The organism is Niabella beijingensis, from assembly GCF_020034665.1.
Classification (GTDB): domain Bacteria; phylum Bacteroidota; class Bacteroidia; order Chitinophagales; family Chitinophagaceae; genus Niabella; species Niabella beijingensis.
This window is the reverse complement of sequence record NZ_JAIQDI010000002.1, coordinates 2,680,516-2,699,850: the sequence shown is the minus strand read 5'-3', so window position 1 is coordinate 2,699,850 and position 19,335 is coordinate 2,680,516. Positions and strand designations below refer to the sequence as shown.

Genomic DNA, 19,335 nt, shown 5'->3' with positions numbered 1-19,335 from the left:
CCCTATAGTATAACACCCCCGGGATCGCAGTCTTCTACATTTGTGATCAATAAAAATGTTAGGTGTTCATATTAATCACAAAACTATGTTACGAAGATTTATTTACCCATCGATGTTGCTGCCAGCGGTCTTAATAATACTGCTTGGAGCATGTGATAACAGACCGGCGCCAAAAAAACAGGCCGGCAAGGCGGAGGCATCACCAGCCTTGCCGGTTGATATTACCGTTGCCCGGGAAGCTGACCTCAGTCAGCAGGAGGTGATCACCGGAACAACATTGCCTTTCCGGGAGGTGATAGTAAGAAGCGAGGTGGCACAACGGGTGCTGCAGGTTGGTTTTCATGACGGGGCCTTTGTATCACGGGGACAGCTGCTCTATAAATTAAACGACGCAGACCTTCAGGCCCGGTTACTGCAATTGGCCGTCGAATTAAAAATGGCCAAACTGGATGAACTCCGGCTGGCTGAGCTGCGTAAAACAGAAGCCGTCAGGCAACAGGAATATGATGAGGTAGCTACCCGGCTGAGCGTTCTTGAAGCACAACGGGAACTGTTGCGGGCGGAACTGTCAAAGACCTTGATCACTGCACCGTTTGCCGGAAAGATCGGCATCTCTAAAATGGTAGCAGGTGCCTATGTGACCCCCAACACCGAACTGGTCAGCCTGCAGGACCAGCACCAGATTAAAATTAATTTTTCTGTTCCTGAAAGGTACCTGCCGCTGATCAAAAAAGGAAATGCGGTGGAGTTCCTCACGGAACTGGCTCCCGAAAGGTACCCGGCTACCATCATAGCAACGGAACCTGGTGTGGATGCGGGCAGCAGGAGTATCCTGGTGCAGGCAGTTGCTGCAAATCCCGGAAATAAGCTAAGGTCCGGGCTTTCTGCTAAGATCTTTTTTTCTACCATAAGTGCCGGTACAAAAGGGATCATGGTACCTACCGAGGCGCTGCTGCCCGGTGGTGAAGGGTATACTGTTTATCTGCTCAAAGGCGGCACCGCACGAATGACACCTGTTATGATCGGTAACAGAAGCGAGTCACATGCCGTGATCACATCAGGTCTGCAACACGGCGATAGTGTGATTGTATCCAACACGCTCCGCCTGAATGATGGAGCTCCGGTGCAGGTGGCCACCTCAAAGTAATTACCTCAAACTTTTATCGATATGAATTTACCAGAGTTAAGTATAAAAAAACCGGTACTGGGTGGTGTTTTCTCTGTGCTGATCATCATACTGGGCTTCGTGGGATTGAAACAGCTTGGCATCCGGGAATTTCCCCTAACAGAAGCACCGGTTATATCTGTCGTTACCTTTTATCCGGGAGCAAGCCCCGATGTTATTGCTTCAAAGATCTCAAGACCCATTGAGGAGTCGCTGGCCGAAGCAGGAGGGGTCCGGACGATCTCTTCCGAATCAAGAGAACAGGCCAGTGTTATTTCTGTTGAGTTCAACCGCGATGTTGATCTTGAGGATGCCCTGAATGATGTCCGCGACAAGGTGGCCAAATCCAGGAGCCAGCTGCCTGCGGACGTTGACCCTCCCATTGTGGAGAAAGCCAGTTCACCGGATAACCTGGTTGCTTTTCTGGAAGTAGAGAGCGACACAAAGGATATCAAGGAGGTAAGTCACCTGGCTTCAACCGTTATCAAGGATCGCATGCAATCCATACCGGGGATCAACAGGGTGGCGGTAGTGGGGGAGCATAAATATGCTATGCGGCTTCGGTTTGATCCTGTAAGACTTGCCGCCTATCAGCTCTCGCCGGAAGATATCCGGCAGGCACTTCTGCGGGAAAATATGGACCTGCCCTCCGGTAAAATTGAAGGGAGCGCTACTGAGCTGAGTGTACGCACTATGGGACGCCTGACCACTACGGAAGATTTTAATGAAATGATCATTAAACAATCAGATGCAGCTGTCGTACGGCTGAAAGACATCGGCTTTGCTGAACTCGGCGAGCTGAATGAGCGCACGGCTATCATCAATGAAACGGATAACAGCAATCGCCAGGGCGTGGGAATTGCCATACAGATCCAGCGTGGTGCAAATGCGATACAGGTAGTGGATGAGTTTTACCGCCGGTTGGATCAGCTCCGGGAAGAGGTTCCGAAAGCGTACCGCCTTATCGTAGGCTTTGATTTTACCAAGCCGGTCCGTGAATCCATCAAAGAGGTGGAAGAGACGCTGTTTATTGCATTTGGCCTGGTGGTGCTGATCATCTTTCTGTTTCTGCGGGATTGGCGTTCCACGATAATCCCTGTGCTGGCCATCCCGGTATCGATCCTTTCTGCTTTTTTTATCATGTATGTGGCGGGGTTTTCTATCAATGTGCTGACGCTGCTTGGGCTGGTACTGGCCATTGGACTGGTTGTTGACGATGCGATTGTGGTGCTTGAGAATATTTATAAAAAGGTGGAAGAAGGTATGACTCCCGTGCAGGCCGCCTTCAGGGGATCAAAAGAGATCTATTTTGCAGTAATATCTACTACCATCACCCTGGCGGCGGTGTTTCTGCCAATTGTTTTCATGGGTGGGATCAGCGGCCAGTTGTTCAAAGAATTCGCTATCGTGGTGTCCGGCTCCGTGCTGGTATCGGCATTTGTTGCATTAACGCTTTCGCCGATGCTGAGCGCCTATCTTTTAAAAAAACAGGAAGGGCCAAACTGGCTTCAGCGTGTTACCGAACCTTTTTTTATTCACCTCAATAACGGCTATGCCCGTTTGCTGAAAGGGTTTATGAAAGTACGCTGGATGGCCTGGATATTTCTGGCGGGAGCAGGAGCGCTGATATATATTGTCGGCAAAAAACTGCCCTCTGAGCTGGCTCCCGTAGAGGACCGGTCCAATATGAGCCTGATAGCGATTGCTCCGGAAGGGGTATCATTCGATTACATGAAAAAACAAATGACTGCTGTTGGCAAGTATGTCAACGATTCTACTGACGGCCTTTACCAAACATATTCGATGGTGGCCGTTTCCTTTATCCCGGCTCCTGCTCCTGTAAGTTTTGCGGTACAGAGTATCTATCTTAAAGAACCTAAAGAACGCAAAGCATCCGTGCAGGACCTGTACAATCAGTATGCCGCGGCATCGGGCAATTTCAGGGGCATGCTGCTCTTTCCTTATCTGCCGCCTACCATCGGAACGCGTTATGGCGGCGGTATGCCCGTTCAATTTGTATTGCAGGGACCCCATCTGGACACGGTGGCAGTTGCACTCAATAAATTCCTCACTGCTGCCCGTCAAAGTAAAAAACTCATGTTTGTGGACGCGGATCTTAAGATCAATAAACCAGAATTGCAGATCAGCATCGACCGGCAGAAGGCCGCGTTAATGGGAGTGTCCATCCAGGAAGTGGCCCGGGCGCTGCAGTTGTCGCTGTCGGGACAGCGTTATGGCTATTTTTTACGGAACGACCGGCAATACGAAGTGATCGGTCAGCTGGAGAAGGAGAACAGAAGTAAGGTGAGCGATCTGCAATCCATTCATGTACGCTCTGCCAGCGGCCAGATGATCGCACTGGATAATCTGGTCACAATAACGGAAGGCATCAGTCCGGCGGCGATTTACCGTTATGATCAATACACTTCAGCTACGGTTTCCGCGGGACTGGCACCAGGGGTCAGTCTGGCGGAAGGCATCGACGAAATGAAGCGCATTCAGAAAGAAGTATTGGGGATTAATTTCAAAACATCGCTGGCGGGTCAATCCAGGGACTACGAAGAAAGCCAGGGAAATATCATGTTCACACTTATCCTTGCGCTGTTGCTTATTTATATGATTCTTGCAGCCCAGTTCGAGAGTTTACGGGATCCCCTGATCATCATGCTCACCGTACCTATGGCGGTAACAGGCGCTGTGCTTAGTCTGAGCTGGTTTGGGCAGAGCCTGAATGTTTTCAGTCAGATCGGCATTATCACCCTGGTAGGACTGATCACAAAAAACGGGATTCTTATTGTAGAGTTTGCCAATCATTTGAAAGCGACGGGCCTTTCAAAATCCGAGGCCGCCCTTCTGGCAGCCGAGCAGCGTTTCCGTCCCATCCTTATGACCTCGCTGGCCATGATTTTCGGAGCACTGCCGATCGCCATGACCCAGAACAGCCGCCAGTCATTGGGGATCGTTATCGCAGGAGGGCTGGTCTTTGCAGGTGTTTTAACGCTTTTTATTATTCCCGCAGTGTATTCCTATTTATCGGGCAGCAGGCGCAGAAAAGTGGCGGTAGAGGAGCCGGAGGCAGATGAAGTGATCGAAGTGGTGTGATCTATCATTCTAAAAAAGAACAAAAATGAAATATGAAGTAATCATTGTATTGTTTCTGACTTTATTCAGTACCAATGGCACTGGACAGCAGGTAAAAAGGATCAGTCTTTCGGAAGCCCTTTCAATGGCCTCAGCCGGAAACCGGGAGCTGCAGGTACAGGTACTGGAAGCGGCACGTCAAAAAGAAATCACCCGGGAAGTAAAGAGCCTGCTGCTGCCGAATGTGGCTGCAGGGGGCAGCTATCAGTATTATTTTGACCGGCAGATCATCTTTCTTCCCGGTTCTTTTGCAGGAACATCGAAGCCGGTACAGGAAGTGGCGGTAGGAGGGAAACATGCCTTTAATAGTATGATTACTGCCAGTCAGCCATTGGTAGATTTGGTTGCCGGAAAACAGGCAGAGCAGGCCCGGTATGATGAGCAAATCCAAAGAGAGAAGACCGGAGACCTGGAAGGGCGGTTAGGTGAGCAGTTATCCATAGCCTACTTGAATATGCTGTTTATGCAGGCGCAGATCATTTTGCAGGAACAAAGTCTCTCCCGGAATAGAAAGGCACTGGATGATACGCGGTCATTGTTTTTGCAAGGCAGGAGTCTGAAGGCGGATACCTTACGTGCCTTTATTGCTGTAGAAAACCTCAGGTCCTCGATCTCTTATCTTAAGAACCGCCTCAATGTCTCCGGCATTTATCTTAAAAGACTGATCGGTCTGGATGACTCGGTTGAAATGGAGCTGTCGGACAGTCTTGCCCCGGAAAATGAGCCGTCTGGGTTTTATGAACTTGGCGGAATGCTGGAAACCGCTGTGCAAAAACGCAATGACATAGCAATACAGAAACTGACAATGGTAAAAGAGCAGCTGGGACTCGCTGCGGCTCGGGCAGAACGTCTGCCAAGGGTTTCGGCAGTCGGGCACTATCAGTTACAGGCTCAGGCCGACAATATCCGTTTGAGGCGATATGCATGGCCCCCGACCTCTTTTCTTGGTGTACAGGTTTCCGTTCCGGTCTTTTCAGGTTATCGTATCCGGTCCAGGATCAGCCAGGCAGAGATCCGGATAAAACAGGAGAGGATCGGCCTGGATGACCTGCAGCATTCCGTCAGAGCAGAACTGGCTGCATTGACAGCAGAATGGAAAGAGACGGGTCAACAACTGCAGTTGCAAAAAAGGACGATGGAGCTGGCGGGCATCAGCTATTCCGTGATGGACGACCGCTACCGCAACGGACGAAGCACCCGGCTGGAATTGTCGGATGCCGAACTTGCCCTTACACAGTCGAGGATCAATTACCTGCAGGCTGTATACAGCCACAGGGTTGTGCAGGTACAGCTGCGCCGGGCACAAGGCTTATTAAAACTTCAATAATTCATTCATCTATTTTTTATTATGCTTTCACAAACAACACAAACAGTACAGTCGGCGCCTTATAACAAACGCTGGGCAGCATTATTCCTTTTATGCACAGCAGAGTTTATTGTCATTATGGATACTTCTATTATCGGAGTCGCTCTTCCGGCAATTAAAACGGATCTGGGGTATTCGCAATCGGGGTTGCAATGGATCTTCAATGCTTATGTTATTGTACTTGGTGGTTTTCTGCTTTTAGGCGGACGGCTTTCTGATCTTTTTGGTGCCCGGAAGATATTTATGTGGGGGTTCGGCATACTGACCGCGGCTTCCCTGTTAGCAGGAACGGCATGGTCTGAAGCGATACTGAACATCGGAAGGGCGTTGCAGGGATTGGGGTCGGCGCTGATCGCCCCTTCTGCCCTTGCATTGCTGTTAAGCAAATTTACAGATCCGAAAGAACTGAATAAAGCTTTAGGCTTTTGGGGCGCGTCCGCCGCGGCCGGCGGTTCTGCCGGCGTATTCCTGGGCGGGGCGATCACACAATGGCTCTCCTGGCACTGGGTATTTCTTATAAATATTCCCATCGGCCTGATCGTGCTTTTCCTGAGCCCCTCACTTTTACTAAGGGGCATTAACAGAAAGGGACGTATCGACTTCGGCGGTGCCATCCTGGGAACAGCGGCATTTGTTGTTATGGTATATGCCATTGTGGCGGCCGAAAGCAACGGCTGGCAATCGGTACAGACCTGGGGAATGCTTCTGTTTTCAGTTGTATTGCTTCTCGCTTTTATTCTTTTACAGAAAAGCAAAAAAGATCCCATTATGCCCCTGTCCGTTTTCCGGGCATTTAACCTTTCCGCCGGGAACGGAGTGATGGCCCTGATGGCGGCAGCCTGGATACCGTTATGGTTTTTCTTAAACCTTTATCTGCAGCAGATCCTCAATTTTGAAGCTTTCTACAGCGGTCTGGCCTTACTGCCAATGACGGTTACGATCATGCTTTTTATGATGGTGATCACCAGCAGGCTGATGAGTAAATTCGGTATCAAAGCCAACCTGGTAGCAGGTTTGCTGGCATTAAGCATGTCTTTATTTCTTTTCAGCACCGCTCCTGTAGGAGGCAGTTTCCTCGTTCATGTGCTTCCTGCTTCCCTACTGGGTGCCATCGGGATGTCGCTGGCATATATACCCGGAACGGTTGCTTCCATTTCCGGAGTAAAGCCGGAAGAATCCGGACTCGCTTCAGGTCTTGTAAATACCAGCTATCAGATCGGGTCGGCTCTGGGGCTTGCCATCATTGTGGCTGTATCATCTGCAACCACGGCGCGGTTAACGCATGCAGGGCATACGGACACCAACGCGCTGAACGGAGGTTTTCAAAAAGCATTTCTTGTAGCGGCAGTGATAAGCCTGATCGGGGCATTCGTTGCTGCTTCCGGAATAAAAAAAGCCCGGTGACCTGGAGGCAATAAACAGGAAGATTCGAAGAAAATCATATTCAGATGGCTGCATCCCGGGGTTGCATCCGCTGTCAAATATCAAAATCAATTACAATGAAACATCTAACCGTCAAAGTACCGGCAATGCAGCGCACGCATTGCCAGACAAAAGTCTTTAACGCAATCAGAACCATTCCGGGGGTCGGCGTAGAGAACATTACAGCAGGCCTGGTGGTCGTGTCCGTGGAATCATGGGAGCTTAAAGATCACATTGTGGCCGCCATCGAAACGGCAGGGTATTATGTGGAGCTGGCAACGGCTATTGCCGAAACTCCTCAAAAGGATAATTGCTGCCTCACAGGAGTGCTGCATATTTTAAACCTTTAGAAAGCACCCGGCAACAGTTTGATGGCCGGAGGGCCATTGAATGATTGAAAATGACAATAAGATCCTGTGGAGCAGGAATAGCGGGGCTGGTATAAAAAAAGGCACTGTGAAATTTTTCACAGTGCCTTTTTAGTAGCCTCGACAGGAATCGAACCTGTATCTGGAGCTTCGGAAACTCTTATACTATCCATTGTACTACGAGGCCGTTGTGTTAAAGAACTGCTGCCGGTTTTTCTGCCGGCGGGCAAATATAAAGAACTTTATTTCAATTACGGCAATTTATTGCAGGTGTTGGAATAAACCCGCCGCATTGGAGGCAAATATTTTTATGGCGATAGCCAGCAAAATTACGCCAAAAAACTTTCTGATGGCGATTAATCCGCTCGGTCCCAGCAGTTTTGCAATACGCGTGAGGGATTTTAATACGATATAGATGATCAGCAGGTTCAAAAGGATGGCAATTAATATGGTGACCTCCTTATAATTCGCCTTTAAGGACATGATGGTAGTGAGTGTTCCCGAACCGGCGATCAGCGGAAAAGCAAGCGGAACGAGAGTGGAGGCCTTTACGTCACCGTCCGATTTAAAGAATTCAACACCCAGCACCATTTCCATGCCAAGGATGAAAATGACGATGGAGCCGGCAACGGCAAAGGACTTTACGTCCAGTCCGAGTACATTCAGAATAGGTTCTCCCAGGAACAGGAAGAGGATCATCAGCGATCCGGCAATAAGAGTGACTTTGAATTCCCGGATGCCACCGATCTTATTCTTCATGGAGATCAGGATGGGAATGGAGCCGATAATATCAATAATGGCAAAAAGTGTAAAAGTTACGGTCAATATGGCCTTGTAGTTTACGGAGTCCATGCCCTTCTTTTCCTGCAAAGGTAATTGTTGGCCGCATAAAACCATTCCTGGCTCACGGATTCTTTAAACAAAGGTGCCGGAATGCTACCTGCCTGCCTGCATCATCCGGGGCGGGAAAATGACTGGTAAAAAAACCGGCGCTCTTGTAAGCCACAGGGCGGGTAAAGACCGGCCCGTCAAAACAAAAACTATGGTACTCGCCGTTCTCCCCGCAGGGATCTGCCGTTGCGGGAAAACCGCTGATAAGCGCCGGATCAAGCAGCCGGCCACAATAGGCGGCATCGAGCATCGATTCATTGATGCAGCAGATCACTGCCTTAAATCCGGATTCAAAAAAACGGTGCAGATAGATCGCCGTACCGATCTGCCATAGGGGGAAAACAGCCTGCATTCCTGCATGCTGTAACTGCTGCTCGCGGTAAGAGCGCAGATCTTCCAGGAATATATCGCCAAAGGCAATGGTAAAGATACCTTCGGTTTTTGCCTCGCCCATGGCCTGTTGCATGGCTGTTTCATAGCCCTGTGCTTCGCCCGGTGGCAGGCGAACCGGGAGCAAAGGAATGCCGGTACTTTCCGCCTGTGCGGCGATCAGGCTTTCCGGTATTTCATGCATCGAAGAGCGACGGGCATCATTAAATGTGGTTAACAGGTACCGGACCTCATACCGGCCTTCCTGCAACAAACGGTACAAACAAAACGCAGCATCCTTGCCGCCGCTCCAGCTGAGTATTATGGGGATCTTTCCTGTCACTGCTTCTATAAATCAATCATAAGCCCTCCCATAAAATTAAATCCCCTGGTATTGTACCCCGGGGTATCAAAATAGACCTGGTCGGTCAGGTTTCTGAAATCGGTATAGATTTTAATCTGAGGTGTGAAGGCATATGATGCGTAGAAGTCCACCGTGTAATAATGCGGAAGTACCGGTGCACCGGCATCAAATTCTCCTTTAAGACGGTTACCCACAAAACGGAAGTTAGGATTGAGGGTTAGCTTTTTAACAGGTGTTAGTACCAGACTGCTATTGAAGATGAAATTAGGGCGACGATATAGGTTGTTGATAGTGCCTGAGCTGTTTTTCCCCTGTCCATCCACGTAACTCAGATTGTTTGAAAAACTTCCTGTTTTCCCCATAGCAATGGAACTTTCCATTTCAAACCCATAATCATGCTGTTCATTCTGATTCATATAATAGCTTTCAAAGGTCGAGGCATCAGTATAATAAATAATTAAGTCTTTAATATCCCTTTTGAAGCCTACCAGACGGAACCAGCTTTTGCCTTCATCAAAATTTGTTTGCACACCAGCTTCATAATTCATACTCTTCTCCGGCTTTAACTCGGTTTTTCTATTGCGGTATTCTCCATATAACTGGTATAGTGAGGGCTCTCGAAAGCCGCTTGATATGTTTACAAAAATTTTGGTACTATTACTTACATTGTAAGAAGGGTTGAAGGAGAACGTGGCGTTAGATCCGTATTTACTGTTGTTGTTGATCCTGACTCCCAGTTCATTATTGAACCCTTTCAGGTCCAGCAATAAAAAGGAAATATATCCTGCAAAATTATTAAACTTCGCGGAATCCCTGCCGAGGGGCGTTTCATAAATGCCCAGAGAAGAAATGCTCTTATATTGCTGGTCGGTATTTATTGCTGAATATTGCAGCCCGGCTAGAAGCGATGCATGATTACTAAAATAGTAGTTGCCAAAAAGGTCGGTAATATAGGAGCGGCCATCGTACAAACCATGCGACCATTTGGCATATCCTCCAATATGGATACTGTCGTCACTGTATTCTCTTTGACTGCTGATTATGCTTTGGGAAAGTGTGATGGCTGTTTTGGCACCTTTATAATTTAGTTTTAATGTATTGATCAGGTTCCTGCTGTTAATGGTATAATCTCTGTCGTCGGTAAAAGCTCCGGCATCGCCGTCGGCTTTATATTTACTGAACATTCCCATGTAGGCGGCAGAAAACCGGTCTGATATTTTATAACCGAGATTGGCCTGGACATTATTTTGTTTGAACCCGTCTTTGTCAAAATTGTTACTCTTGGTGCTGTCGTAGGCCGCAGAAAAACCGTTGCTATTGATCTGGTTATACGCAATATTATAGTCGAAGCGGTTAATGGCTCCCCTCACACCGATATTGCCTTTAAATGTTTGATAAGAACCATAGCTCAGGTGCGCATTGGGCGCTATCTTTTTGGTTCCTCCTTTTTTTGTAACAATATTGATTACACCCGCCATCGCATTGCTTCCCCATAGTGTACTCTGCGAGCCTTTAAGGATCTCGATCCGTTCAATTTGCCCGACATTGATGTTATTGATGTCAATAGGGGCACTGCTGTTCTGCGAAGGGTCATTGATCGGAGTGCCGTCTATTAAAATCAAGGTATTGCCTGTAGCGCTTCCCCTGAAATAAAGTTCCTGATTGCTCCCCAGGGCATTATTTGCTCCTGCGGTAAAAATTGCACTTTGCGTGTTGAGGATTTCAGTCAAGGACTTGTCCAGGTTTCGTTGCAAAGTTGCCTGGTCAATAATGGTTACAACCTTGCCTGTTTGGTTTTGTTTTAATGGTGTTTTTGCAGCAGTAACAGATACTTCGTCGAGATTTGTTGTTTGCTGATCCTGTGCCAGTAACAGACCGCTGTAAAAAACAGCAGCCATCATCAAAACCTTTTTGTTCATTGTTTAAGATTTTAGGTGACGGCTCCCGGTGGAAATAAAATAGTAGAAGAATGTTCAGAGCGCCTCAAAAACAGGCCGCCAGGAAAGACTGCTAATATTGTACTTTTCTCCCGAAAGCTGAATATTGTTTTCCGGAATGCACCGGCGCGGTCCTGGCAGGTCTTCTGGCTCAAGACCTTGCCGGCACCTTCCCGTAACAGGGTTACAGTGGTTTGCTGCCGGCAATTTTTACTCCTTCGGCTCCCAAGGAGGCCGGAGGAGGTCTCTTACAGCTACGGGGATAGCGCCGGGCTTGCACCGGACTTCCCTTTTCATTTTCCCGGAGGAAAAACCAGATCCGCTGCAAATTTAAGGGGTCCATTATGTTTTTTGATCATATAGCGGCTGAATTCCTTTTATCATTGAAAGAACACCTCCGGAAGCCGCTGTTTTAACTATTGTTGAATGCTTTACGCTATTTTTGCTGAATGAAGAATGCTTTATTGATATTGACTGGCTTTTGGGTAACGCTTGCGGCACAGGCACAGGAAAAATGGAGCCTGGAGCAATGTGTGGAATATGCAGTGGAGCACAATATTTCCGTGAAACAGACTGATGTGCAGGCGCGTATTGATAAACTGACACTGGACCAAAGCAAGGCCGCTCTCTTTCCGACTGCCAACTCCCAGCACAGCCTCGGATATCAGTTCGGCCGCTCCATCGACCCTACCTCAAACCAGTTTACCACAAATGAAATCCTGTTTGCGAATCACTCGCTGAATGTAAATGCTGACCTGTTCAACTGGTTCCGCAAAAGAAATACGGTGGCCGCAAACAATTTCACTTATGAGGCCAGCGTGGCAAAATTTGAAAAGGCACGGAATGATATTGCGCTCAACGTAGCCAATGCCTACCTGGCGGCACTGCTTTCAAAGGAGCAGATCAATGTGGCAACCGTACAGGTGCAGCAAAGCCGGGAGCAGCGTGATAATGTGAACAAACAGGTAACGGCCGGCGCGCTTCCGGAACTGAACCTGGCAGAGATGCAGACCCAGCTCGCCAACGACAGCGCCACGCTGATCAGCGCCCGGGCGGATTTCCGGCTGAAGCTGCTGCAACTGCAGGCCCTGCTGAACCTGGACGCGGCAGATCCTTTTGATGTACTGTCGCCTCCGGTAGACAGCATACCGGTAGAACCCCTGGCAGAACTGGATCCGGCCCTGGTCTTCAGCTCGGCGATGATTAACCTGCCGCAACAGAAGATCAATGAGCTGAATGTAAAGGCGGCTGTCAAAAACGTACTGGTGGCAAAGGCGGGGATGTATCCGTCGTTCAGCCTGTTTGGCGGACTGGATTCGCGGTACTCCAATGCCCAGAAATTATTGCCGGTCAATTACCAGGAAGGGGCTGTTCCGATTGGGTTTGTAAACATAAACGGCACTAATTATGTAGTGAACACACTGGAGAAAGTGCCTACAGGGTTCAATAAAAATACCTACTTCCGCCAGCTGAGTAATAACTTCAGTCAGAACCTGGGCATCGGCCTGAACATTCCGATCTTTAACGGCAACCAGGCGCGCACCAACTGGAAAAAAGCAAAGCTGAACGTGGAATCACAGGAACTGTTGCAGGAACAGGATGCACAAACGCTGAAACAGGATATTTACCAGGCGCATACGAATGCGGTGGCAGCCATCGAAAAATACAATGCCTCCCGGATCGCTGCAGTATCGGCGGAACAGGCGTATGATTTCGCCCGAAAACGGTTTGAAGTGGGGCTGCTGAAACCGATTGACCTGATCACGAACCAGAATAATTTATTCAAGGCAAAAATAAACATGCTTTCAGCACAGTATGATTATGTATTTAAATTGAAACTGCTGGAATTTTATAAAGGGCGGGGCATTAAACTGCATCATTAACAGACATCCTGTTTAAATTTGGATCATGAAAAAGAAATGGAAACGCATATTATGGATCGTTGGCGGCATTGTGCTATTGCTGGTGCTGTTTGGACTGTTCTCCAATAAGGATAAAAACCTGGTAAAGGTTTCTGCCGAAAAGGCGGCCGTCCGGTCGATCACAGAAACAGTGACGGCCAGCGGACAGATTTACCCGGAATATGAAGTAAAGATCAGCCCGGATGTGAGCGGTGAAATAACCGAACTGACGGTTCAGGAAGGCGACAGTGTAAAAAGAGGGCAGGTACTGGCCCGCGTTTACGCAGATAATTATGCGCTTGACCGGGATGAGGCCTCTGCCCGTCTGGGACAATCTCAGGCCAATGTGGCCAACAGCGAGGCTGCGCTGGGAGCGCTGAAGGCAACCATGGAGCAGGCACAGCAATCTTACGACCGGAACCGGAAACTCTTTGACGACCGGGTGATCTCAAAATCAGAATTTGAGCAGTTTGAAGCTGACCTGGCCTCAGCAAGGGCCAACTACAATGCGGCGCTTCAGAACATCCGAAGCCTGCAGGCAGGGGTGCGGTCTTCACAAACCGGGCTGGTAGCGGCAAATAAGGTGCTGGGACGTGCAACCATTGTTTCACCCATAAACGGTGTGATCTCTTCATTGAAAGTGGAGAAAGGAGAGCGGGTTGTGGGAACCGCCCAGATGGCAGGTACCGAAATGATGACGGTGGCGGATATGAATACTATGGAAGTACGGGTGAATGTAGGGGAGAATGATATTGTAAAGGTGAATATTGGTGATAATGCCGACGTTGAAGTGGATGCCTATACCGGCCGCAAATTCAATGGTATCGTCACCAAGATCGCGAGCAGCGTAAAAACAGCGGCCGCCACTGCAGGTACCACTACTACCAATGATGTAACCAATTATGAAGTACGCATCCGGATTGATAAGGATTCTTACCAGGATCTGGTTGATCCGGCACACCCAAGGAAATTTCCTTTCCGACCGGGAATGAATGCCAGTGCCGATATCAAGACCAAACGGAAGGAAAGTATTGTAAGTGTTCCGATCTCGGCCGTGAATGCGAGGGTAAAGGGCAGCGACAAGAGCCTGAGCGATACCCGTAAGGAACAGCAGGGGCAGAAAGGGCAGGAAGGCAATAACTCTGGTGAAGAAACCAGTACAGGCGACATGGAAGAAGTGGTATACCTGCTGATGAAAGACGGGGTGGTGAAAAAGCGCATTGTAAAAACGGGGATCCAGGACATCAATTATATCGAGATCACCGCAGGACTAAAGGCCGGTGATGAAGTGATAACAGGGCCTTACAGCGCCGTAAGCCAGACACTGAAGGATGACATGAAGGTAAAAGTGGTTTCTAAAGAAGAATTATTTAAAGCAAAATAAAAATAACTTGTAATAAACTGCAAACAGATGAAGCAACCAGCCGTCAGACACTAAAAGCTGACGGCTGATTGCTTATAGCAGAATGCTCCGCTATCCATTATTCCGGGAGCTCAATGCCTAAAGCCCAAAACTTAACCCGATATTCCAGTTGGTTCCTGCCTGGGGAAAGTAATAGTTCTCCGTGGTATAAGCCCCTTCCGACAGGTAGCTGTAGGTATAACCGTTGTTCTCGTATTTCTTGTCAAAAAGATTATTGACCATCAGCAGCACACTGATATCCTTAAACGTTTTTGTGCTGAGCTGGTAACGCAGGCGCAGATCGGTAAGTGCGTAGGGATTAATGCTTTTCTGTTTGTCGGAGGCATTGTCCAGGTATTGTCTGCTGACATATTTTTCCAGCAGGTCGATGAATACATGCTGGTTGCCGGTGATGCGGTACAAGGGCTCCAGTGTAATACCCGCACCCGCAATCGTACTGGGAGAAAAGGAAATGTCGGTATTGTGGTATTCCCGGGCTACCTGCCCGCCGTTATCATAATCATCCCCATATTGGGTGATGGACCGGATCTTGTTCCTGCTGAAAGTGGCATTGGCATTGAGCTGTATCCATTGAACGGGTTTTAGCGAAGCAAAGAACTCCAGGCCTGCCCGGTAGCTGGAGGGAACATTGGTGCGGGCATAGGCACCTACATCGTTTACCTTACCGGTAAGGATGAGCTGGTTCTTATATTGCATGTAATAGCCGTTTACACCCGCCTGAAAACGCCGGGCGGTATATTGGTAACCGGCTTCCACATCCTGCAGCTGTTCCGGCTTTGGCTGTTCGGTGGGAGCAGCTTCAAAGTCGTCGCGATTGGGTTCCTTATTGGCAATGGCATAGGAGGCGTACAGTTTGCTGGATGCATTATCCGTGTGATTGATAAAATAGCTCAGCCCTGCCTTGGGATTAAAAAAATTATAAGTGTTGTTGATGGCGGGAAGATCAGGCGTCTTCCGGAACCCGTTAATGGTATAGTTTACATTCCGGTATTGCAGGTCCACAAACCCGTAGAAGTTGGCAACAAGCTGCTGTTGCAATTTGGCATATACATTGAAATCTTTTTTAAAAGCGGTGAGGTCATACCATTGATGATCCAGCGGAACGCCATATTCTGCCCACTTTACAAACCCATAGTGATTGCCATCGTACCGGGTGTAGGCGCCACCAAAAACAAAATTAGTGGAGGCGGTATTATAAGTCGTGGAAAACACCCCCCCATAATAATAGTTATCCAGCCACAGCTGCCGTGTCAGGTTCACCTTGCGCAAGGTATCACCCGGGGCTTTTATAAAATCGGGGAGGTAGTAGTCGGAGAATTTCTCTCCTTTCTTATACTCGTTGTAGTAGCCCTTTCCCCTTGTTAAAAAGGTACCGATGTTGAGCAGCCAGCTGCTGCTGAGTTTTTGATTCAGGAACAGCTGGTAATAATCCTGCCAGTAGTTGTCCGTCTGATCCTTATAATAAACGCCCTTGCTGATCTCTCCCAGCGTGTTGGTGGTGCGGCCCTGCTGTTCCAGCGCTTTCTGGTAATCGGTGTTTGGCTCCTTGTCGGTAAAAATCACGCCCACACCGTTCCAGGCCTGGCCGGTGCGTTCTTTACCTGTAAGGTAGTTGAACTTAAGATTGGTGGCGCCGCTCTCCGAGGTCCAGGAGGCGATGACATGAGCGGCCAGCAGATCAGAGGAGGCCCGGTCGATAAAACCGCTGGAACTGAGCTTGGACAGCCGTACATCAAACTGGAAGCCGCTTTTCAGCAATCCTGTACCGGCCTGCAGTGTATGTTTCCAGGTGTCAAAGGATCCGTAGGAATTACTTACGGTAACACCTGCCGTTTTGCTTTGTTCGAGATTGGAAATATTGATAGAGCCGCCAAAAGCACCCGATCCGTTGGTGGATGAGCCAACACCCCGCTGAATCTGAACGGTGGTGGTAGAAGATGCGAGATCCGGAAGATCCACAAAAATAGCGGCCTGGGATTCGGCGTCATTGACGGGGATGCCGTTCATGGTCACATTGATGCGTGTCATGTCCGTACCCCGTATCCGCAGCGATGAATAGCCAACGCCCACACCATCATCGGAGTTTACCACGACAGAAGGGGTCTGGTTCAGCAGGTAGGGCATGTTTTGCCCGAGGTTCTGCTGTTGCAGGTCTTTGGAAGTTACGTTCGTTGTGGTAAAAGGCGCCTTGCTGCTTAAGCGCAGGGAGCGCACCTCTACCGGGGATAATAAATAAAAACTGTCGGCTTTTGCAGTTGCGGAATCGGTTTGTGCAAAAGAAAGTTGTGCTGCCAATAGCAGGCAGCCGGAAAAGAACATCCTCTTCATTTGTTTTTTTCATTTTAAAAATTAAAAAAATAATGAGAGGGAAATGCTGAAAAAGAAAGGAGCCATCCTTCCCTGCGCAGGCATTACCCTGATCAGGTTTACGGGTATTATCTCAGCCGTCCTCCCCGCCTGCGCGGGGGATCAAGCACCCCGGGAACCAGTCTGCCGTGAAAAGCAGACATTGAAAATCTCATTGTGTTTGATGACCGGCATCAAACATTATCTCCTGTTTGAAAATAACGGCGCAAAACTATTGATTTTGTTTTAAAAAATAACCGGTTATTTTTCATCAGCCGTATTTACTGGAATACAGCAGCAAATCTCCATCTACGTAAACTTTTTTAAAACAAAAAACCGAAATGCTTTTGCAGTCTCGGAATTTCTTTCTATATTTGCAGTGCGAGGTAGAGCAGCGGTAGCTCGTCGGGCTCATAACCCGAAGGTCCTGGGTTCGATCCCCAGCTTCGCAACACAAATTGATACAGCGTAGTGATTATTAGATCGTTACGCTGTATTTCTTTTTAGATTGTTAACCACTTGTGTGTCGCAAAAATGTTGCTATGAACACACAAGAAAAAAAAATTTTTGCACCAGTTTCTGTTGCTTATGAAACCAATTATTCCGGGACCTTACAGATAGGATGGAACAACTTTTTGCCAAATCGGAATACGTTTTTGGAAACGATTACTGATGCTGATTCTAAAGAAACCGAGACTGTACCTGGTACCTCCACAGAATCAAAAGATGACTGGAAAACAAACCCGTTAAAAAGAGCAATTATTCTTAATGCGGGGGAATGGAGGCTGTCTACCCGCAGGGCTTATGCAACGGTGGCAGATTCATTTTCTGAATTTTTAGGCGATTTGAGTCCAGCAATGGCCACAACGGAAATTGTTCACAATTTTATTGTTTGGCTGTTGGAACGGGAGGCATCCAAGAACAAGCTCAATAAGTATAGAAACGAGCTGCATACATTATATGATAAAGCAATCGGGTTTGACCTGCTAGAAGACAATCCTGTTCCAAAAGTAAAAACGAAGAAGCTTAAAAGAAGATCCAAGCATTATTTTGATGATGAACAGATAGCTGCTTTTAAAAGTATAGAAATCCAAAAACAAGTGTGGCTGGGCATTCAATTGTTATACTATTGCTATATCCGTCCTAAAGAACAGCGTTTCCTGAAAATAAGTGCCATTGATTTTGGAAGATCAACTATTGAAATACATGGGGAGGATAGTAAAAATGATCGTACCGCCAGGGTCAGAATCCCCCGGCAGCTTATGGAGCAATTGCAATTTCTGAAAGACTTTCCGTCACATTACTATGTTTTTGGCAGAAATAAGAAGCCGGGAAAAGTGCAGGTTGGGCATAACTGGCTAAATTATGAACATACCAAACTTTTGAAGCAACTGAATATTACCGGGAATTATTCTGTTTATAGCTGGAAGCATACAGGTGTCGTTAAAGCGGTAAAGGCCGGAATTAATATTAAAGAGTTACAGCTGCAGTTAAGGCATCATTCTCTTGATATGGTAAATGAATATCTAAAAGACCTAGGAATTTACGATAGTGATGAATTGCTGAATGCTTTTCCAACACTCTAATTTTTTATACCGGTTAAGGTCGCGCAATGTCCACGAAAGAAGCTATTTTGTGGAGTGAAGTCCTGCTGAAAATGTCCACAAAACGGAAGTCCAAAACCAAAAAATACAAAATATCTTACCATCTTACCCAGTTGTATGTAATTATTTGATAACTAAATTAATATACACTGGGTAAGATGAAAAATACCTTAAGAAGATATTACCTATCTTACCTCAAATGGGTAAGTCGGGTAAGAAGCGGGTAACTTCCGGGTAAGATTTGAAAATGTGCTGTAAATGAGGCAGATTTTATGTTTGATAAATGCCAGGTAAGATGGGTAGGTTTTTTTTGATAATTGAGCGATTGAAAGGTTTTGGGGAGCTGTGTATTGTAAACAGATAAAAAAAACCGACAGTTTTGCAAGGATATCGCGGTTCATTTAACCTGGCTGTTTTAGCTGGTTTCTTTGACTGCATCTTCAATATCTTCTTTTATAAATTCCCAATGCTTCCCATTAAGGCAGATTGGATCAAAATCTTCATCAGCGATACTGAAATCAGTAAAATTGCGTAGGATCAGTGCTTTATCATGGCTGTAAGGATAGCGTTGCTGGTGGAGCACCAGCATTGTATTAATGGGGTATGCTGATAAGAGTTCATGCAGATCCCAGAAATCTTTTTTGCGGCCGCCCCGTTGTACTACATCGAGCTTCATAGCAATGATTTCTTCTGGGGTGGCCAAGCGGATATCGTCTTCGATTTTTGGGGGCTGAATAAAGGCGTCTGTATAGTAGACGTCCAACTTAATATTGTTTTCCGGATCCGGACCAATGGAGTAGGACTTGCCGATAGCCGGCTGAGCGCCGGAGAATGAATCTACATTTTTAAAAGTGCCTTCCAGGAACTCCTCTATTCTTTTAAAATCGATACTGCCATATGGAGCATCTGTAAACAGGTCAATATCTACAGAGATCCTATGCCCCAGCTGCAGGCTTAATGCTGTACCTCCGACTAAACGGAACGAATCAAATTCCGTGGCTTTCATTAAGATGTGCAAGGCTTTTTTCAACAGGTTGT

13 protein-coding genes, 2 tRNA genes and 2 riboswitches are annotated in these 19,335 nt (G+C 47.5%); of the genes, 9 read left to right on the top strand and 6 right to left on the bottom strand.

Going from position 1 to position 19,335, the window contains the following annotated elements:
* The first annotated feature begins 85 nt into the window (after positions 1–85).
* The 5 genes from K7B07_RS27295 (at position 86) to K7B07_RS27275 (ending at position 7,444) form a co-directional block, all read left to right on the top strand.
* On the top strand, positions 86–1,147 hold the full coding sequence (locus tag K7B07_RS27295; RefSeq protein WP_223713820.1) for an efflux RND transporter periplasmic adaptor subunit: 1,062 nt from the start codon (positions 86–88) through the stop codon (positions 1,145–1,147).
* Positions 1,148–1,168: 21 nt separating this feature from the next.
* Positions 1,169–4,267, top strand: coding sequence for an efflux RND transporter permease subunit (locus K7B07_RS27290; protein WP_223713818.1), 3,099 nt, complete (start codon positions 1,169–1,171; stop codon positions 4,265–4,267).
* Between the two features lie 25 nt (positions 4,268–4,292).
* A complete protein-coding gene (locus K7B07_RS27285; RefSeq protein WP_223713816.1) occupies positions 4,293–5,633 on the top strand; it encodes a TolC family protein in 1,341 nt (446 codons plus the stop codon).
* A 21-nt stretch (positions 5,634–5,654) separates the two neighbouring features.
* Positions 5,655–7,076, top strand: a complete 1,422-nt coding sequence (locus K7B07_RS27280) for an MFS transporter (RefSeq protein WP_223713814.1) — start codon at positions 5,655–5,657, stop codon at positions 7,074–7,076.
* Positions 7,077–7,171: 95 nt separating this feature from the next.
* Complete coding sequence (locus K7B07_RS27275; protein ID WP_223713813.1) at positions 7,172–7,444, top strand: heavy-metal-associated domain-containing protein; 273 nt, start codon at positions 7,172–7,174, stop codon at positions 7,442–7,444.
* Between the two features lie 133 nt (positions 7,445–7,577).
* On the opposite strand, the gene K7B07_RS27270 is transcribed toward K7B07_RS27275, so the two are convergent.
* From K7B07_RS27270 to K7B07_RS27255, 4 genes are all read right to left on the bottom strand, one after another.
* Positions 7,578–7,649: transfer RNA gene (locus K7B07_RS27270), tRNA-Arg, on the bottom strand.
* Positions 7,650–7,723: 74 nt separating this feature from the next.
* Positions 7,724–8,314: a MarC family protein gene (locus K7B07_RS27265; protein ID WP_223713811.1), complete on the bottom strand. Its 591-nt coding sequence runs from the start codon at positions 8,312–8,314 to the stop codon at positions 7,724–7,726.
* 52 nt (positions 8,315–8,366) lie between these two features.
* Positions 8,367–9,065 carry a Dph6-related ATP pyrophosphatase gene (locus K7B07_RS27260; RefSeq protein ID WP_223713809.1) on the bottom strand — a complete coding sequence of 233 codons (699 nt, stop codon included), beginning with the start codon at positions 9,063–9,065 and terminating at the stop codon, positions 8,367–8,369.
* A gap of 5 nt (positions 9,066–9,070) precedes the next feature.
* Complete coding sequence (locus K7B07_RS27255) at positions 9,071–11,005, bottom strand: TonB-dependent receptor plug domain-containing protein (RefSeq protein WP_223713807.1); 1,935 nt, start codon at positions 11,003–11,005, stop codon at positions 9,071–9,073.
* A gap of 137 nt (positions 11,006–11,142) precedes the next feature.
* Positions 11,143–11,356, bottom strand: a riboswitch (cobalamin riboswitch).
* Positions 11,357–11,472: 116 nt separating this feature from the next.
* On the opposite strand from K7B07_RS27255, the gene K7B07_RS27250 reads away from it, so the two are divergent.
* Together K7B07_RS27250 and K7B07_RS27245 are read left to right on the top strand one after the other, a co-directional pair.
* On the top strand, positions 11,473–12,906 hold the full coding sequence (locus K7B07_RS27250) for a TolC family protein (protein ID WP_223713804.1): 1,434 nt from the start codon (positions 11,473–11,475) through the stop codon (positions 12,904–12,906).
* 25 nt (positions 12,907–12,931) lie between these two features.
* On the top strand, positions 12,932–14,308 hold the full coding sequence (locus tag K7B07_RS27245; protein WP_223713803.1) for an efflux RND transporter periplasmic adaptor subunit: 1,377 nt from the start codon (positions 12,932–12,934) through the stop codon (positions 14,306–14,308).
* A 117-nt stretch (positions 14,309–14,425) separates the two neighbouring features.
* On the opposite strand, the gene K7B07_RS27240 is transcribed toward K7B07_RS27245, so the two are convergent.
* The gene (locus K7B07_RS27240; RefSeq protein WP_223713801.1) at positions 14,426–16,675 is read right to left on the bottom strand and encodes a TonB-dependent receptor; all 2,250 of its coding nucleotides are present in this window, start codon (positions 16,673–16,675) and stop codon (positions 14,426–14,428) included.
* Between the two features lie 52 nt (positions 16,676–16,727).
* A riboswitch (TPP riboswitch) is annotated at positions 16,728–16,838 on the bottom strand.
* Between the two features lie 235 nt (positions 16,839–17,073).
* On the opposite strand from K7B07_RS27240, the gene K7B07_RS27235 reads away from it, so the two are divergent.
* Positions 17,074–17,145 (top strand) — tRNA-Met (locus K7B07_RS27235).
* Between the two features lie 90 nt (positions 17,146–17,235).
* Complete coding sequence (locus K7B07_RS27230; RefSeq protein WP_223713799.1) at positions 17,236–18,279, top strand: tyrosine-type recombinase/integrase; 1,044 nt, start codon at positions 17,236–17,238, stop codon at positions 18,277–18,279.
* Between the two features lie 433 nt (positions 18,280–18,712).
* Here the strand turns inward: K7B07_RS27230 and K7B07_RS27225 are convergent, their stop codons facing one another.
* Positions 18,713–19,327, bottom strand: coding sequence for a nucleotidyl transferase AbiEii/AbiGii toxin family protein (locus K7B07_RS27225; RefSeq protein ID WP_223713798.1), 615 nt, complete (start codon positions 19,325–19,327; stop codon positions 18,713–18,715).
* Positions 19,328–19,335 lie beyond the last annotated feature (8 nt).

Bases quoted from the DNA above. Each gene is read 5' to 3' on its own strand.
- K7B07_RS27295 (WP_223713820.1), top strand. From the start codon at position 86: ATGTTACGAAGATTTATTTACCCATCGATGTTGCTGCCAGCGGTCTTA.
- K7B07_RS27290 (WP_223713818.1), top strand. From the start codon at position 1,169: ATGAATTTACCAGAGTTAAGTATAAAAAAACCGGTACTGGGTGGTGTT.
- K7B07_RS27285 (WP_223713816.1), top strand. From the start codon at position 4,293: ATGAAATATGAAGTAATCATTGTATTGTTTCTGACTTTATTCAGTACC.
- K7B07_RS27280 (WP_223713814.1), top strand. From the start codon at position 5,655: ATGCTTTCACAAACAACACAAACAGTACAGTCGGCGCCTTATAACAAA.
- K7B07_RS27275 (WP_223713813.1), top strand. From the start codon at position 7,172: ATGAAACATCTAACCGTCAAAGTACCGGCAATGCAGCGCACGCATTGC.
- K7B07_RS27265 (WP_223713811.1), bottom strand. From the start codon at position 8,314: ATGGACTCCGTAAACTACAAGGCCATATTGACCGTAACTTTTACACTT.
- K7B07_RS27255 (WP_223713807.1), bottom strand. From the start codon at position 11,005: ATGAACAAAAAGGTTTTGATGATGGCTGCTGTTTTTTACAGCGGTCTG.
- K7B07_RS27250 (WP_223713804.1), top strand. From the start codon at position 11,473: ATGAAGAATGCTTTATTGATATTGACTGGCTTTTGGGTAACGCTTGCG.
- K7B07_RS27245 (WP_223713803.1), top strand. From the start codon at position 12,932: ATGAAAAAGAAATGGAAACGCATATTATGGATCGTTGGCGGCATTGTG.
- K7B07_RS27240 (WP_223713801.1), bottom strand. From the start codon at position 16,675: ATGAAGAGGATGTTCTTTTCCGGCTGCCTGCTATTGGCAGCACAACTT.
- K7B07_RS27230 (WP_223713799.1), top strand. From the start codon at position 17,236: ATGAACACACAAGAAAAAAAAATTTTTGCACCAGTTTCTGTTGCTTAT.